This is a genomic window from Plasticicumulans acidivorans, from assembly GCF_003182095.1.
GTDB classification, from domain to species: domain Bacteria; phylum Pseudomonadota; class Gammaproteobacteria; order Competibacterales; family Competibacteraceae; genus Plasticicumulans; species Plasticicumulans acidivorans.
This window is the reverse complement of the sequence record NZ_QGTJ01000001.1, coordinates 424,101-439,148: the sequence shown is the minus strand read 5'-3', so window position 1 is coordinate 439,148 and position 15,048 is coordinate 424,101. Positions and strand designations below refer to the sequence as shown.

The 15,048-nt window shown below is 71.2% G+C and carries 9 protein-coding genes; 4 read left to right on the top strand and 5 right to left on the bottom strand.

What is annotated here, in order from left to right:
- Nucleotides 1-129 precede the first annotated feature (129 nt).
- Both C7443_RS01805 and C7443_RS01800 read left to right on the top strand, forming a co-directional pair.
- Entirely contained in the window at nt 130-3,825 is a 3,696-nt protein-coding gene (locus C7443_RS01805) for a PAS domain S-box protein (protein WP_110016862.1), read from the top strand.
- A gap of 3 nt (nt 3,826-3,828) precedes the next feature.
- Entirely contained in the window at nt 3,829-4,827 is a 999-nt protein-coding gene (locus tag C7443_RS01800; protein ID WP_110016861.1) for a response regulator, read from the top strand.
- 22 nt (nt 4,828-4,849) lie between these two features.
- Here C7443_RS01800 and C7443_RS20235 read toward each other — a convergent pair whose 3' ends face one another.
- Nucleotides 4,850-7,570, bottom strand: coding sequence for a patatin-like phospholipase family protein (locus C7443_RS20235; RefSeq protein WP_211346133.1), 2,721 nt, complete (start codon nt 7,568-7,570; stop codon nt 4,850-4,852).
- A gap of 140 nt (nt 7,571-7,710) precedes the next feature.
- On the opposite strand from C7443_RS20235, the gene C7443_RS01790 reads away from it, so the two are divergent.
- Nucleotides 7,711-10,083, top strand: a complete 2,373-nt coding sequence (locus C7443_RS01790; RefSeq protein ID WP_110016860.1) for a heavy metal translocating P-type ATPase — start codon at nt 7,711-7,713, stop codon at nt 10,081-10,083.
- Nucleotides 10,080-10,493, top strand: coding sequence for a Cu(I)-responsive transcriptional regulator (gene cueR, locus C7443_RS01785; protein WP_110016859.1), 414 nt, complete (start codon nt 10,080-10,082; stop codon nt 10,491-10,493). The genes C7443_RS01790 and cueR overlap by 4 nt, the downstream gene beginning before the upstream one ends.
- Before the next feature lie 18 nt (nt 10,494-10,511).
- Here the strand turns inward: cueR and C7443_RS01780 are convergent, their stop codons facing one another.
- The 4 genes from C7443_RS01780 to C7443_RS01765 are packed head-to-tail and all read right to left on the bottom strand — an operon-like array spanning nt 10,512 to nt 14,967.
- On the bottom strand, nt 10,512-11,147 hold the full coding sequence (locus C7443_RS01780) for a M50 family metallopeptidase (protein ID WP_110016858.1): 636 nt from the start codon (nt 11,145-11,147) through the stop codon (nt 10,512-10,514).
- Nucleotides 11,148-11,205: 58 nt separating this feature from the next.
- The gene (locus tag C7443_RS01775; RefSeq protein WP_110017020.1) at nt 11,206-12,261 is read right to left on the bottom strand and encodes an ABC transporter ATP-binding protein; all 1,056 of its coding nucleotides are present in this window, start codon (nt 12,259-12,261) and stop codon (nt 11,206-11,208) included.
- An 11-nt stretch (nt 12,262-12,272) separates the two neighbouring features.
- Nucleotides 12,273-13,928 (bottom strand): ABC transporter permease, encoded by a 1,656-nt coding sequence (locus tag C7443_RS01770; RefSeq protein ID WP_110016857.1) that lies wholly within the window; start codon nt 13,926-13,928, stop codon nt 12,273-12,275.
- A gap of 31 nt (nt 13,929-13,959) precedes the next feature.
- Entirely contained in the window at nt 13,960-14,967 is a 1,008-nt protein-coding gene (locus C7443_RS01765; protein WP_110016856.1) for an extracellular solute-binding protein, read from the bottom strand.
- Nucleotides 14,968-15,048: the final 81 nt, after the last annotated feature.

Here is a 15,048-nt window from a genome sequence, read left to right as displayed (position 1 = left end):
TGCGCTGCGGCGTTATGACGTACCGTGCACGGATGCCTGTTTGGTAGCGTTGCCATTGCAGCGGCTGACCTGCGTGATTTCTGCGGTTCCCGGACCAATCCTCCCACCGTTATCGTTGGCCGTTCTCCCGTGTCCAGTTTTCTGCATGTCTGGTTCGACGTACCTGCGGACGCGGCGAAGCTGACTTCGCTGCTCGGCGGGATTTATGAGCCCTGGCTGGTGCTGCTGTCGCTGCTGATCGCCTGGGGGGGCGGTTGCGCCGCCCTGTATCTCGTCGACATCGCGCGCCAGCAGTCCGATGAGGCCCGCTACGCGCGGGTGGCGACGCTCATCGCCGCCTTCGTGCTCGGTGTCAGCATCTGGTCGATGCACTTCATCGGCATGCTCGCCTTCGAATTCTGCTCGCGGATGGCCTTCGAGCCGTGGCTGAGCGCGCTGTCGCTGCTGCCCGGCCTGTGCACCTCCTGGGTGGCCCTGCAGCTGCTGGCACGCGGCCGGTTGCAGCGGCGGGCGGGGATCGTCGGTGGCGCGCTGATCGGCGTCGGGGTCGGCGCGATGCACTTCAGCGGCATGGCGGCGATGCCGGTCGGCAGCGCGCTGCATTTTTCTGCGACTTATGTCGGCTTGGCGCTCATTGCGGGCATGGCGCTGGCCGCCATGGCGCTCGAACTGCACGGTCGCCTGCTGCGCCGGCACGGATTGCCGAAGTCTGCATGCCGGCTGCTGAGCGGGGCGCTCCTCGGCGGCGCGACTGTCGCGATGCATTACATCGCGCTGGGCGGCACCTATCTGCAGGGCGATGTGCCGCTGCCGGGCGGCAATGCGGAGCGCACACCGTCGCTGGCATTGAGCGTCGCGCTGGTCACGGTGTTCGCCGGCGTGCTGGCGGCGATCGCGCTCACCCTGCTGCGCTATCGCTGGATGCTGCAGGAAATCCGCCAGCGCGAGGCGCGGCTGCGGACGATCGTCGATACCGCGGTCGACGGCATCATCACCATCGATGGCCGCGGCCTGATCCGCTCCTTCAACCAGGCCGCGGAGCGCCTGTTCGGCTGGCGCGAGGCCGAGGTGCTCGGGCGCAACATCTCGATGCTGATGCCGGAGCCGCATCGCAGCGTTCACGATAGTTATCTGACGAACTATCTGCGCAGCGGCGAAGCGAAGGTCATCGGCATCGGCCGCGAAGTCGAGGGGCTGCGGCGTGATGGCCGCCGGGTGCCGATCCGGCTCGCCGTCGGCCGCGCGCAGACGCCGCATGAGCCTCTGTTCGTCGGCTTCGTCATCGACCTCAGCGAGCGGCGGGCGATGGAGCAGGCATTGCGTGACAGCGAACGGCAGTACCGCACGCTGATCGCCAACCTGCCGGGGGTGGCGTTTCGCTGCCGCGGTGACGCGGACTGGTCGATGCTGTTCATCAGCGACGCCATCGAGGCGCTGTGCGGCTGGCCGGCGTCGGCCTTCGTGCGCGGTGACATCCACATCGCCGCCCTGATCCATCCGCACGACCTGATGCGCATCCGTGCCGTCGTCGACGAGGCGCTCATGCTGAATCAGCCTTACGACGGTCTGGAGTACCGCATCCTCTGCCGTGACGGCCGCGAACGCTGGGTCACGGCGACGGCGCGCGGCGTGCGCGGCGAGCAGGGGCAGTTGCTGTGGATCGACGGCGTGCTCATCGACGTCACCGAGAACAAGCGCCGCAGCACCGAGCTGAGCGGGCTGGTGCAGGCCTTCGACGGCATTCTGGCGGTCTGCGAGACCGACATGGACGGCCGTATCCAGCGGGTCAACGGGCGCATGCTCGACATGACCGGCTTCAGCGAGGTCGAACTGCTCGGCCGGCCGCACTTCACGCTGTGCCCGCCCGAATATGTGCGCAGCGGTGCCTACGCCGAGTTGTGGGCGGCGCTGCGCCGTGGCGAGTTCCGTTCGGGCGAATACCCGCGCCGCGGCCGTGATGGCCGCGAGCTGTGGGTGCGCGTCTGGTACAGCCCGGTGCTCGATGAGCTCGGCAAGCCGGTCAAGGTGCTGGCGTTCGCCGCCGATCTGACCGCGCGCTATGCGATGGAAATCGCGCTGCGCGAAGCCAAGGAGCGTGCCGAACAGGCGGCGGCGGCGAAGAGCACCTTCCTCGCCAACATGAGCCATGAGATCCGCACGCCGATGAACGCGATCCTCGGTTTCACCGAGCTGCTGCTCGATGACACCCGTGAGCCGACGCAGCGCCGCTACCTCGGCACGGTGCGGCAGTCGGCGCAGTCGCTGCTGCGTCTGCTCAACGACATCCTCGACACGGCGAAGCTGGAGCGGGGCGCGGTCGAGCTGGAGATCGCCGATTTCTCGCTGCGCGAGCTGTGCTCGCAGGTGCTCGCTTCGCTGCGCGTCAGTGCACAGGCCAAAGCCCTGAGCCTGGCGCTCGATTACCCGCCGGCGCTGGCGGAGTTCTTCCGCGGTGATGCGCTGCGCTTGCAGCAGGTCCTGCTCAATCTGCTCGGCAACGCGCTGAAGTTCACCGAGCGCGGCGGGGTCACGCTGCGCGTGCGCCGCCGCGACGACGGCATCGAGCTGGCGGTGATCGATACCGGCATCGGTATCGAGGCCGAGCGCATCGCCGCGATTTTCGATCCGTTCGCACAGGCCGATGCCTCGGTCACCCGGCGCTTCGGCGGCACCGGGCTCGGCACCACCATCGCGCGGCAGCTGGTCGAGCTGATGGGCGGGCGGCTCGATGTCGACAGCACGGTGGGGGTCGGCAGTGTCTTTACGGTCAGCCTGCCGCTGGCACCGGGGCAGCCGCCGCAGGGCGCATCGCAGGTCCGACGCACCGAGCTGCCGCCGCTGCAGGTGCTGGTGGTCGATGACGTTTCCCAGAACACCGAACTGCTGCAGCTCGCGTTGTCGCGCGCCGGGCACCGGGTGAGCATCAGGCACGATGGTGAACAGGCCGTGCAGGCCTGCGCCAGCGAGCCCTTCGACCTGGTGCTGATGGACGTGCACATGCCCGGTGTCGACGGCCTGGAGGCGACCCGGCGCATCCGCCGCGCCGAGCGCGAGCAGGGGCGTGCCGCCGTGCCGATCATCGCGCTGACCGCCAGCGTGCTGGCCGAAGACCGGCTGGCCGCCCGCGCCGCCGGCATGAACGGCTTCGTCAGCAAGCCGGTGGAGCTGGCGCAGCTCGATGCGGAAATCGCGCGCGTGCTGATTGCCGACGAGGCTCAGGCCGCGGCGCAGCCGGCGGAGCCACCGGCGATGCGTGCGGTGATCGACTGGGCGCAGGGCAGTCACCTGTGGGGGGATCGTGCGCCGCTCGTTGATGGCATCGAACGCTTTCTCGCCGGCGCGGCGCAGGCGCTGCAGCAGCTGCAGGCGGCCTGTGCCGCAGACGATATCGAAGCCGCCCGCGCCATCGCCCATCGCCTGCGCGGTACTGCCGGCAATCTCGCGCTGGGCGTGGTGCAGCAGCGCGCGGCCGCTCTCGAAGAGGCGCTGCGCGGCGGCTGTGTCGCGGCTGCCGGGTGGCTGGCCGCGCTGCAGCAGGCCTTCGATGAGGTGGCCGCCGCCCTCGGCCGGAGCCCGCAGCCGATGCCGGCCGCGGCGCCGGTGGCGACGGATGCGTCTGCACGCATCCTGCCGGCCGTCGACAGGCTGCTCGACGTGCTGCCAGGCGGCGAGCTCGACGAGACGGCACTGAGCACCCTGCGTGAAGTCTGCGCGCCGCTGGGGTGTGAGGCACTGGCAGCGATCGATGAGTTTGATTTTGAAAGGGCTCAGCAATGCCTGCGCGATTGGCGCGCCCGGCTGGGCCCCTTGCCGGAGGGTGCCTGAGCAATGGATAACCAGCATCGACCGCGACTGCTGCTGGTGGACGATGAGCCGATCAATCTGCAGGTGCTGCGCCATATCCTGCAGGCCGACTACCGTCTGCTGTTTGCCCGTGACGGTGCCCGTGCCCTGGAACTGGCGAAGCAGGAGCGCCCGGCGCTGATCCTGCTCGACGCGATGATGCCGGGGCTCAGCGGCTACGAGGTCTGCAACCGGCTGAAGGCCGATCCGGCGACCGCTGCGATCCCGGTGATCTTCGTCACCGCGCTGGCCGACACCCAGGATGAGGCACACGGTTTCGAGATCGGTGCCGTCGACTACATCACCAAGCCGGTGCGTGCGCCGATCGTGCATGCGCGCGTGCGCACGCACCTGTCGCTGGTCAGCGTCGAGGCCCTGCGCGAAAGCCGGCTGCAGATCGTCCAGCGTCTGGGGCGGGCCGCCGAGTACCGCGACAACGAAACCGGCCTGCACGTGATCCGCATGAGCCACTACGCGCGCGTGCTGGCGCTGGCCGCCGGGCTGGGCGAGCACGCTGCGGACATCATCCTCAATGCCGCACCGATGCACGACGTCGGCAAGATCGGCATTCCGGATGCGATCCTGCGCAAGACCGGGTCGCTCGATGCCGGGGAATGGGCGGTGATGCGCCGCCACACCGAGATCGGCGCCGAGATCATCGGCGTGCATGACGATCCGGTGCTGACCACCGCGCGCTGCATCGCGCTGGCACACCACGAAAAATGGAACGGCAGCGGTTATCCCCATGGTCTGGCCGGCGGGGCGATCCCGATCGAGGCACGCATCATCGCCGTTGCCGACGTCTTCGATGCGCTGACCAGCGTGCGGCCGTACAAACCGGCCTGGTCGGTCGAGGATGCGGTGGCACTGCTGCGCCGCGAGAGCGGGCAGCATTTCGATCCGCAGCTGGTCCCCCTGTTCATCGGCCGGCTGCCGCAGATCCTGGCGATCCGCGAGCGCTGGTCGGAACAGGGGGCGGCCTGAAAACCTCAGCCCGCCGTCTGCGTCATTGGCACAGCGCTGTCGGCAGGTCGCCGCCGTCGGTCGCGTCGAGCAGGCCGGCGAACAGCTCGCTGCCGAGCAGCTCGCCGAGCTTGCGATAGCTCTCCCATTGCGCCTCGTCAAAGAACTGATCGGCGGTCGACTGCTGCGGAAACGGCGTGGCGTCGAGCTCGCGGCTCTGCGCCAGGTACTGTTCGAGGTCCGGTGGCAGCTGCGCCGGCAGCGCCGCCTTCAGGTACAGCAGCAGCGAAGGCTTGCTTTCGCCATCGGCGTAGTCGATGCGCGCCAGCGCCGCGGCGCGCCCGGCTGCACCGGCGGCGCCGATGGCTTCCAGCGTGCCGAACAGGCGCTGGCGCCGCGTGCCGTCGGCCAGCAGTGCCGGCCAGCCTGCGGCCGTGGCCGGATCGAGGAAGTGCAGATCGGCACCGAAATCGATGCGCAGCTTGCGGATCGCCGCGCGCAGGTCGGCGTGGCGGTAACCGGCGTCCTGCGCGGCGTCGACGACCAGCATCAGCGGCAGGCGCCGGCGCACCAGCTCGTAGAGGCCGAGGTTCTCGAAGTGACCGCCGTCGGTGAGGAACCAGTAGCGGCGGGCGGTGCCGGGGAAGCGGCTGGTCCATTCCGCCAGCAGGTAATCCTGTGCCGGCAGCCAGCGCGCCAGGCGGCCGTCGGTGCAGGCCATGCGGCTGTCCCACCAGCGGCCGAGGCGGGCATTGGCCATGCCGGTGAGCAGGCTCAGGCCAAGCGAGCCCTGCTGGCCGAGCCCGGTGGAAAACGCCGCGCCGGACAGGCCGATCCAGCCGCCGAGCGTCAGCGGCTGCGGACGCCACAGCGGCTCGCGGGGCGAGCTCATCATCCGCGTCGGGTCGAACACCTGATAACCGTCGTGCTGCGGAAACACCTGCAGCGGCTGCCCGCCGGCGGCATGCAGGCCGGCGACGTGCAGCGCGTGATGCGTGGCGCCGACGCTCAGTGCCAGCGGGCCGAGCGTGCAGTTGAGGCCGCGGCGGTCGCGCTGCGTCAGCTGCGAGCGGCCGTCGACGGTTTCGTTGAGCGTGGTGTTGATCAGGTGCAGCGGCGCGCCGCAGCGGCGCGGCGCGGCGGCGTAGTCGTCGGGCGCCAGATCGTCGCCGTCGACGACGCGGGTGACGCCGGCCTGCGCGCCGGTGCGCTGCGGATTGGAGGCCCCGAGGTAGGCGCGGATCAGCCGCGCGGTATAGAGGTTGTCGAGGGTGGTGCCGTTGACGAAGGCGAGGGTGGCGTCGTTGCCGAGCCAGCGCGCGATCAGCAGCGCGGCGAGCAGCGCCAGCAGCGTCGGTCCCGGCCGCACCAGGGCGCTGCCGCTGCCGTCGAACAGGTGATGCACCAGCACGCACAGCGCGATGCATTCAATGGCGAACAGCGCGTAACCGACCAGCGCCATGCTGCCGCCGAGCGCATGCATGGCGATGCGCTGCCAGCGGCTGATCTGCTCGTCGCTGCGCAGCTTTTGCGGCAGCAGCGCCAGCAGCTTGCGCGGCAGTTGCGCCAGCGTCGCCAGCGCCGCCATCAGCGCCGCGGTGGTGCCGTCCTGCCACAGGCCTTTCAGCGCGATCGCCAGCGTATCGAGCAGCGCCAGCGCGGCGCAGGCGGCGAACACGCCGAGGGCGATGCCGAGCGCCGCCGAGACGCGATGGCGGCAGTATTCGTTGAAGGCACGCACGTCGCTGGCCTGGCGCTTGGCGCAGCACAGCCGTGCCTGCAGCAGCGTGGCTTCGGCATAGGCCCAGGCCAGCACGCCGGCGCAGGCGAACAGCACCGCCAGCGACTCGACGAAAGGCCGCTGCGCGCTATGGGCCCAGGCGACCAGCCCGAAGGTCACCGGCGGCACGATCAGCAGCTGGCGCGGATTGACGCCCATGCGCTCGCCGGGCGGCGCGTACAGCAGCCAGTAGGCCCAGCCGAGCGGCGCGACGGCGCCGGCGAACAGCAGCGTCAGCACGGCAAAGGCCGGGCTCCACTGCAGGCCGGCCGCGCTGGCCTGCAGGCCGCCGGCCTGCAGCCAGGATTCGATCACGCCGAACAGCCGCGTCGGCTGCATCGAGGCGAGGGCATGGCCGAGGTAGGCCCACAGGCCGAGTGCGCAGGCCAGCGCGAACAGCAGCACGCCGACGACGATGTGCACGGCGACGGCGTTGCGCAGGAACACGCCGAGCGCGGTCAGCCAGTCGTTGCTGCCGTTCGGTGCCAGGTAGCGGCCATTGTCGCGCAGCCGGCCGAGCCAGTCGTTCGGCGCTCCGGGCGCGTCGCGGCCGCACAGCAGCGCCTCGACCTGTGCCGCCGTCGGCGCCCCCGGCGTGCTGGCGGCGGCGACTTCGGCGTCGGCCGCCGGCGCGGCATCGGGCGCCGGCCGTTCGGCCGGGCGGGCGGCGCTGGCGCGTGGCTTCGGCGCAGCGCCGAAGCGCGTATACAGCCGACCGAGCGCGGCGCCGATGTAGCCGCCGCCGGAGACCGTCGACAGCAGGTCGACACGGCGCAGCAGGCCGTGCCGGGCCAGGGCCTGCAGCACGCCGAGGCAGAAGGTGGCGCTGCGGATGCCGCCGCCGGAGAGGGCGACGCCGAACGCCGGTGCCGTGTCCGCGGGGGCGGTCGCCGCGTCGTAGGCGGTCTTCCGCCGCGCCTGCATCAGTTCGGCCTCGGCCTCGCTCAATGCAGGTGGATAGACCCGTTGCCATAAGCTCGCCATTGCCCGTCCTCCCCAAGCGCCTGCTGTGATTGAACTTAGTCGCTGCGCGGCCGACGGTGAGCCGATATGGACAGCCATTGACATTCCCATGATGTCAAGGTCCAAGCTGCCGGCATGGTCGATGACAAGGAGTACGGACGATGAGCACGCATACGGCGATACGCCTGCAGATCCCGATTTCCGGCATGAGCTGCGCCGCCTGCGTGCGCCGGGTGGAGAAAGTGCTGACGCGCGTGCCGGGCGTCGATGCCGCGCAGGTCAACCTGTCGACCGAGAGCGCCCAGCTCGAAGCCGAACCGACGCTCGACGTCGCGGCGCTGCGCGCGGCGGTGGAAAAAGCCGGCTTCGGCGTGCCGCTGACCACCACGCAGCTGCAGATCAGCGGCATGACCTGCGCCAGCTGCGTCGGTCGCGTCGAAAAAGTCCTGCAGCGCCATCCCGGCGTCGTCGCCGCCCGCGTCAACCTCGCCAGCGAAAGCGCCAGCATCGATACCCTCGGCGCGCCCGAACTGAGTGCGCTGATCGCCGCCGTCGAGCGCGCCGGCTACGGCGCGCGCCCGGCGCAGGCCGAACGCCCGGCCGAGCCCGCCGGCGGTTTGCCGGCGTGGTGGCCGGCGGCGCTGGCACTGCTGCTCGCCGCGCCGCTGGTGGCGCCGATGCTGCTGCTGCCATTCGGTGTGCAGTGGATGCTGCCGGCCTGGCTGCAGTGGGCGCTGGCGACGCCGGTGCAGTTCTGGCTCGGTGCGCGTTTCTACCGCGGTGCCTGGCACGCGCTGCGCGCCGGCAGCGGCACGATGGATCTGCTGGTGGCGCTCGGCACCAGCGCCGCCTACGGCCTGTCGCTGTACCTGTGGACGCAGGGCCACACGCACCTGTACTTCGAGGCTGCCGCGGTGGTGGTCGCGCTGGTGCTGCTCGGCAAGGAGCTGGAGCTGCGCGCGCGGCGGCGCACCTCCGATGCGATCCGCGCGCTCGAACGCCTGCGCCCGGACACCGCCCGCGTGCGCCGCGACGGCGTCGAGCTGGAGCTGCCGCTGGCGCAGGTGCGTGTCGGCGATCTGGTCAGCGTGCGCCCCGGTGAGCGCATCCCGGTCGATGGTCTGGTGCGCGAGGGCGACAGTCAGGCCGATGAATCGCTGCTCACCGGGGAAGCCGCCGCGGTGGCGAAAGCGCCGGGCGATGCGGTGACCGGCGGTGCGATCAACGGCGAGGGGCTGCTGCTGGTCGAAACCACCGCCATCGGCGCTGAATCACGGCTGGCACGCATCATCCGCCTGGTCGAGCAGGCGCAGGGCGCCAAGGCGCCGGTGCAGCGGCTGGTCGATGCCGTCGCCGCGGTGTTCGTGCCGGTGGTGGTCGGCGTCGCGCTGCTCACCGCCATCGGCTGGCTGTTTGCCGGCGCCGGCTACGAGGCGGCCCTGGTCAACGCCGTCGCCGTGCTGGTCATCGCCTGTCCGTGTGCGCTCGGTCTGGCGACGCCGACGGCGATCATGGTCGGCACCGGCGTCGCCGCGCGCCACGGCATGCTGATCCGCGACGCCGAGGCACTGGAGCACGCGCAGGCGCTGCGCTGCGTCGCCTTCGACAAGACCGGCACGCTGACCGAAGGCCGGCCGACGCTGCTGGCGAGCGCCGCCGTCGACGCTGACCGCGACACGCTGCTGCGCCTCGCCGCGGCGCTGCAGTCCGGTTCCGAACACCCGCTGGCGCACGCGGTGCTGAGCGCCGCCGCCGGCCAGACCTGGCCGACGGCAAGCGAACTGCGCGCGCTGCCCGGGCGCGGCATCGCCGGCCGTGTCGGCGAGCGCACGCTGGCGCTCGGCAGTCGTCGGCTGGTCGATGAACTCGGCGCCGACGTCGCCGCGCTGGCCGCCACGGCCGCCGCCGAGGAGACACAGGGGCGCACGCTGGCCTGGCTGGTGGAAACCGGCAGCGCCGCGCGCGTGCTCGGCTGGTTCGCCTTCGGCGATGCGCTCAAGCCGAGTGCGCCGGCGGCGATTGCCCGCCTGCACGCGCTCGGCATCCGCACCGTGCTGCTGAGCGGCGACCGCCACGCCGCGGTCAGCGCCGTCGCCAGCGTGCTCGGCATCGATGACGTGCGCGCCGAAGTGCTGCCCGAGGACAAGGCGCGCGTCGTCGGCGAGCTGCGCGCACCGGGCACGCCGGTGGCGATGGTCGGCGACGGCCTCAATGACGCGCCGGCGCTGGCGGCCGCCGATGTCGGCTTCGCCATGGCCACCGGTACCGACGTGGCGATGCAGGCCGCCGGCGTCACGCTGATGCGCGGCGATCCGCGGCTGGTTGCCGATGCCATCGACATCTCGCGGGCGACACTGGCCAAGATCCGCCAGAACCTGTTCTGGGCCTTCGCCTACAACGTCATCGGCATCCCGCTGGCCGCGCTCGGCTATCTGTCGCCGGTGATCGCCGGCGCGGCGATGGCGTTTTCCAGCGTCAGCGTGGTCAGCAACGCCCTGCGTCTGCGCCACTGGCGACCGCGGGAGGATGCATGAATATCGGTGAAGCGGCCCGCGCCTCCGGCGTCTCGGCGAAGATGATCCGCCACTACGAGCACATCGGCCTGCTGCGCCCGGCGGCGCGCACCGAGGCGGGTTATCGCGTGTTCAGCGCCGCCGATATCCACCTGTTGCGCTTCGTGCGCCGCGCCCGCGACCTCGGCTTCTCGATGCCGCAGATCGCCCGCCTGCTGGCGCTGTGGCAGGACCGCTCGCGCGCCAGCGCCGAAGTCAAACGTGTCGCCAGCGAACACGTCGCCGAACTCGATCAGAAAATCGCCGAACTGACGGCGATGCGCGACGCCCTGGCCACACTCGCCGACGCCTGCTGCGGCGACCAGCGACCGGACTGCCCGATTCTGGCGGACCTGGCGGGGGAGGGGGCGGCGATCGTCGAGCGACCGTGAACGTCCGGCGCGGCCGCTTCAGCGTACGGCCGGCAGCGTGCGCGCATGCCGCCACGCGCTCCACAAACAGCCCAGTGCGATCGCCAGCCACAGCACGATCCAGACGCTGGCCGGTATCCAGCTCATGCGGGCCAGTTCGGCGGCGTCGCCGATGCCGTTGCCGAACAGCGCGGTGGGCGCGCGCAGGGCGTTGAGCATGACGGCGAGGCCGAGGACTTCGCAGGCGCTGCGCAGCCAGCCGCCGGGGCGCCAGCGCAGCGGTAGGGCGAACAGGGTGAGCAGCACACCGGCGATCAGCAGCGTGATCGGGTCGCGCACCCAGAACAGCATCACCAGCAGTACGCCGACGGCGAGCGCGCCGGCGAGGATGCGGCCGCCGCCGGCGAGGCGGAAGATCGCCAGGCCCCACAGTGGCGCGCCGGCGTAGCCGGCGAAGGCAGCGGCAAAGGGCCAGCCGCCGCGGAAGGTGCACAGGCCGGAGCCGTCGAGGTGCAGGCGCAGGCTTTCGACCTGACCGCCGGTGAACAGCGCGACTAGGCCGTGGCTCAGTTCGTGGAAGAAGGTTTCCGCCCAGTCGAGCGGCAGTCCGATCAGCGGCAGTCGCGCCAGTACCAGCGCGAGCAGCAGCAACAGCAGGAAGCGGCCGACGGCCATGCGCGATCTCCCGATCCTCGGTGCGATGTGCGCATCATCGCCGGCGCCGGTGACAGCGTCACGCCGGTGGATAGACGCACACCGGCGTGCCGGCGTAGCGCAGGCTCACGCTGGCGCCGGGTGGGTAGTCGCAGGCACTGGCGATGCGCGCCAGCACTTCGGCGCCGCTCGGCAGCGTCAGCGTGTACAGCGTCTCGGCGCCGCGGAAGGCGCGGCTCAGCACCTGCGCGTGCAGCGGCCCGGCGGGATCGTGCAGCAGGTGCTCGGGCCGCAGCAGCACCTGCACGTGCTGGCCGGGCGGGCCGTCGCTGCGGCCGCGCAGCTCGCCGAGCGCGGTGGCGATGCGCCCGTCGCTGCGGCGTTCGCCGGGCAGCAGGCGGCCGTCGCCGATAAAGCCGGCGACCGCGGCGCTCGCCGGCGTGCGGTACAGCGCCGGGCCGCTGTCCCATTGCAGCAGGCGGCCGCCGTGCATGACGCCGATGCGGTCGGCGAGGGCGAAAGCCTCGTGCTGGTCGTGGGTGACCAGCAGCGCGGCGGTGTGGCGGCGGCGCAGGATGTCGCGCACCTCGCCGGCCAGACGCTCGCGCAGCTCCGGGTCGAGGCTGGAGAACGGCTCGTCGAGCAGCACCAGCGCCGGTTCGGGCGCCAGTGCGCGGGCCAGCGCGATGCGCTGCTGCTGGCCGCCGGAGAGCTCGTGCGGGTAGCGCGCGGCACAGTCGCCGAGGCCGACCACTTCGAGCAACGTCTGCGCGCGGGCACGACGCTCGCGGCGCGGCAGTCGGTGCAGGCCGAAGGCGACGTTGTCGCCGGCGTCGAGGTGCGGGAACAGCGCGTAGTCCTGAAACACCAGGCCGATGCCGCGCGCTTCCGGCGGCAGGCCGCCGGCGGCGCTGGCGATGCTCTGGCCGCGCAGGCGGATGCTGCCGGCGGCAAGCGGATGGAAGCCGGCGATCGCGCGCAGCGTGGTGGTCTTGCCGCAGCCGCTGGCACCGAGCAGGCAGCCGATCTCGCCGGGCTGCAGGCGCAGGCTCAGGCCGTCGACGACGCGGCGGCCGGCGTGGGCGCAGGCGATATCCTGCAGTTCGAGCAGGGCGGCGGGGGCTTCGGCAGGCATCGGCTCGTCTTTCAGTGGGGGCTGGCCGCCGAGCGGCACACCAGCAGGATCACCGGCAGCAGGCCGGCCAGCACCAGCGTCAGCGCCGGCAGCGCGGCGCCGGCCCAGTCGCCTTCGGCGGTCATTTCGTAGATGCGGATTGCCAGCGTGTCGAAGCCGAACGGCCGCAGCAGCAAGGTCGCCGGCATTTCCTTCACCACGTCGACCAATACCAGCAGCGCGGCGGCGAGCAGGCCCGGGCGCAGCAGCGGCAGGTAGACGCGGCGCAGCAGACCGCTGCCATGCACGCCGAGGCCGCGCGCGGCTTCGATCAGGCTCGGCCGCACCCGCTCGCAGGCGGCGTCGACCGGCCCCCAGGCGGCGGCGGTGAAGCGCACGCCGTAGGCGATCAGCAGCGCCCAGACACTGCCGCGCAGCACGGCGTCGAGCGGCAGGCCGAGCCAGTCGCCGAGTTCACCGAGGCGCCGGTCGACCCAGGTCAGCGTGATCATCAGGCCGACGGCGAGCACCGAGCCGGGCAGCGCGTAGCCGAGCGTGGCCAGGCGCACCGCCAGGCGTACCGTCAGGCTCGGCTGGCGGCGTACGGCGAGCGCCAGCAGCAGCGCGGCGCCGACGGTGAGCAGCGCGGCCAGCGCACCGAGGCCGAGGGTGTTGAGCAGGCGTTCGAGGTAGCGGGCGTCGAGATCGGCGAGGCCGCGTTCGAGCGCCCAGTACAGCAGCCGGCTCAGTGGCAGCACGAAGCCGAGCGCAAGCACGCCGCTGCACAGGCCGCTGGCCAGCCAGCCACGGACACCGCGCAGCACGATGCGCTCACCGCCCTGCGCCCGGCCCGCGGCGGCGTAGCGGGCGCGACCACGCAGCGCGCGTTCGGCGCCGAGCGCCAGCACCACGCTCAGCAGCAGCAGCGAGGCGAGCTGCGTCGCCGCCGGCAGGCTGAACAGGCCGAACCAGGTCTTGTAGATCGCCGTGGTGAAGGTGTCGAAGTTGAACACCGCGACCGTGCCGAAGTCGGCCAGGGTTTCCATCAGCGCCAGCGTGGTGCCGGCGATGATCGCCGGCCGCGCGACCGGCACCGCCGCTCGCAGGAATGCCCGCCACGGGCCGCAGCCGAGGCTGCGTGCGGCTTCGAGCGCGCGCGCGCCCTGCGCCAGAAAAGCGCTGCGCGCCAGCAGGTAGACGTAGGGATAGAGCGCCAGGCTCATCACCAGCACGATGCCGCCGCGCGAGCGGATCGGCGGCAGCCAGCGGCCGGGGCCGAACCAGGCGCGCAGCGTGCTCTGCACCGGCCCGGCGAAATCGAGCAGATCGATGGCGACGAAGGCCAGCACGTAGGCCGGCAGCGCCAGCGGCAGCATCAGCAGCCAGTCGAAGTGGCGGCGGCCGGGGAATTCGCAGGCGGCGCTCAGCCAGGCCAGCCCGGCACCGAGCACGGTGACCGCGGTGCCGACACTGAGCAGCAGAAAGGCGGTGTTGAGCAGCAGCTCGGCGAGCACCGTATCGAGCAGGTGCGCCCAGGTCGCCGGGTCGTGCTGCAGCCAGCCGCCGGCGATCACCAGCAGCGGCAGCGCCACCGGTACGGCGAGGGCGACGGCGAGCAGCGTCCAGCGCCGGCCGTGGCTGCTCGCGGCATCGGCGCCGGCCGGTGCCGGCAGGGCGAGTGCGTTCATCGGCCGGGGTGCGCTGGGTGTGGCCTCGGCATCACCGGTAGCCGGCGCGGTCCATCAGCTTGACCGCTTCGGCCTGCAACCGGCCGGCTTCGGCGAGGTTGACGTCGTCCTGCTTGAACGGTCCCCAGGACAGCGGCAGCGCAGCGGCCGCTATGCCGGCCTTGGTCGGGAATTCGAAGTTGAGATTGGCGAACAGCGTCTGTGCTTCATCGCCGGAGAGCCATTCGAGGAAGCGCTGCGCCTCGGCCCGGTGCGGCGCGTGGCGGGTGATGCCGGCGCCGGAGACGTTGACGTGCACGCCGCTGCTGCCCTGATTGGCCCAGAACAGTTCGGCCGACAGCGCCGGATTTTTGGTCTTGAGGTTGGCGAAGTAGTAGGTGTTGACGATGGTGACGTCGCACTGGCCGGCGGCGACGGCCTCGATCGCCTGGTTGTCGCTGGAGAACGGATCGGTCGCCAGGTTGGCGACCCAGCCCTTGACCACCTGCTCGGTCTTTTCGGCGCCGAGGCGGGCGATCATCGTGGCGACCAGCGACTGGTTGTAGACCTTCTTCGAGGTGCGCAGGCACAGCTTGCCTTTCCACTTGGGGTCGGCGAGGTCTTCGTAGCTCGAAAGCTGCGCGGGCTTCACGGTCTGCGGGTTGTAGACGATGGTGCGGGCGCGGATGGTCAGGCCGTACCAGCGGCCGTCAGGATCGCGCAGATGCGCCGGCACGTTCGCTGTCAGCGCCGGCGAATCGATCTTCGCCAGCACGCCTTCGCTTGTCGCCTGCCAGAGATTGCCGGCGTCGACGGTGATCAGCAGATCGGCCGGCGTCTTGTCGCCTTCGGCTTTCAGCCGCTCGATCAGCGCACCTTCCTTGTCGCTGACGAAGCGGATCGTGGTGCCGGTCTTCGCGGTGTAGGCGTCGAAGGCGGGCTTGATCAGCTGCTCGTTGCGCGAGGAATAAACCACCAGTTCGGCCGCCGTCGCCGTCTGCAGCAGGCCGAGGGCGAGCAGGGTGGCGGCCAGGGCGGAAGGGGTGCGGAACGGATGCATGCGGCAGACCTCGGGGCGGAGTGAGCGAACGGCGAATCAGCATCGAATGATAATGATTATCAAAAAACAGGCAAGCATTAC